Below are 1,113 nucleotides of genomic sequence, written 5' to 3'. Positions count from 1 at the left end.
CGGCGGTCAGGCGGCGCGGTGATCTGGGCTCGCGACGACCTCGGTCCCGTCGCGGAAGATGACGCCGGCCACGACCTTCGGCAACTGGTTTTCGCTCTTCAGCCGGCGCCAGGTTTTCGACGCCGCCATGACCAGCTTGAACACCATCAGCTTGGCGGTCGTGGCCGAGAGCGCCCCTTTGGTCCGCACGGTCCGATGCCGCACCGTAGCGAACACGCTCTCGATCGGGTTCGAGCTGCGCAGGTGATCCCAGTGCTCGGCCGGGAAGTCGTAGAACGTCAGCAGCGCCTCCCGATCCTTGGTCAGGCAGGCAGCGGCGCGGGGGTACTTGGCCCCGTATTTCTCAACGAACACGGACAGCGCCACCTCGGCTGCCGCCCGGGTCGGCGCGCCGTGGATCTCGCGCAAGTCCGCCTTCATCGCCGGCTGGATGGACTTCGGCACCTTGTCGAGGACGTTGGCCGTCTTGTGGACCCAACACCGCTGGTGAGCGGTGCCGGGGAAGACCTCGTCCAGCGCCCGCCAGAAGCCGGGAGCGCCGTCGCCGACCGCGATCTCGGGCGCGATTGACAGCCCGCGCCGCTTCACGTCGACGAGCAGTTCCCGCCAGCTCTGGGCACTCTCGCGCACGCCCACCTGGAAGCCGACGAGCTCCTTGCGACCCTCGGGCGTCGCCCCGATCAGCACGAGCATGCACTCGGCCTGCTCCTCCATCCGGGCCTGCAGGTAGACACCATCAGCCCAGACGTAGACGTAGCGACGGGCCGAGAGGTCACGGCCCTGCCAGCGGGCGTACTCGTCCGCCCAGGCCGCGGTCAGCCGGGCGATGACGGTCGGCGAGAGGTTCGGGGCGTCACGACCCAAGAGGGCGGCCAGCGCGTCCTGGAAGTCGCCGGTCGAAGCACCGCGTAGGTACAGGACCGGCAGCAGCGCATCCAGGCTGGGGGTGCGCCGCGCCCATTTCGGCAGGATGGTCGAGGTGAACCGGACCCGGTCCTCAGACCCGCTCGCGATCCCGCACACGGACCCGCGCGACCGGCACCGGGCCGATGCCGGTCTGGATCGCCCGCTCCGGCCCGTGACCGTGCCGCACCAGCCGGGCCCGTCCATCCT

General features: G+C 70.2%; 1 pseudogene. It reads right to left on the bottom strand.

The annotated features are described in order from the left end of the window. Positions 1–6 precede the first annotated feature (6 nt). Positions 7–1,113: pseudogene (locus H288_RS33465) on the bottom strand (IS256 family transposase); the annotation flags it as partial.

The organism is Methylobacterium sp. 285MFTsu5.1 (assembly GCF_000383455.1).
In the GTDB taxonomy this organism is placed as follows: Bacteria; Pseudomonadota; Alphaproteobacteria; order Rhizobiales; family Beijerinckiaceae; genus Methylobacterium.
The sequence above is the reverse complement of the archived record's forward strand: the minus strand, read 5'-3'. Positions and strand labels throughout refer to the sequence as shown.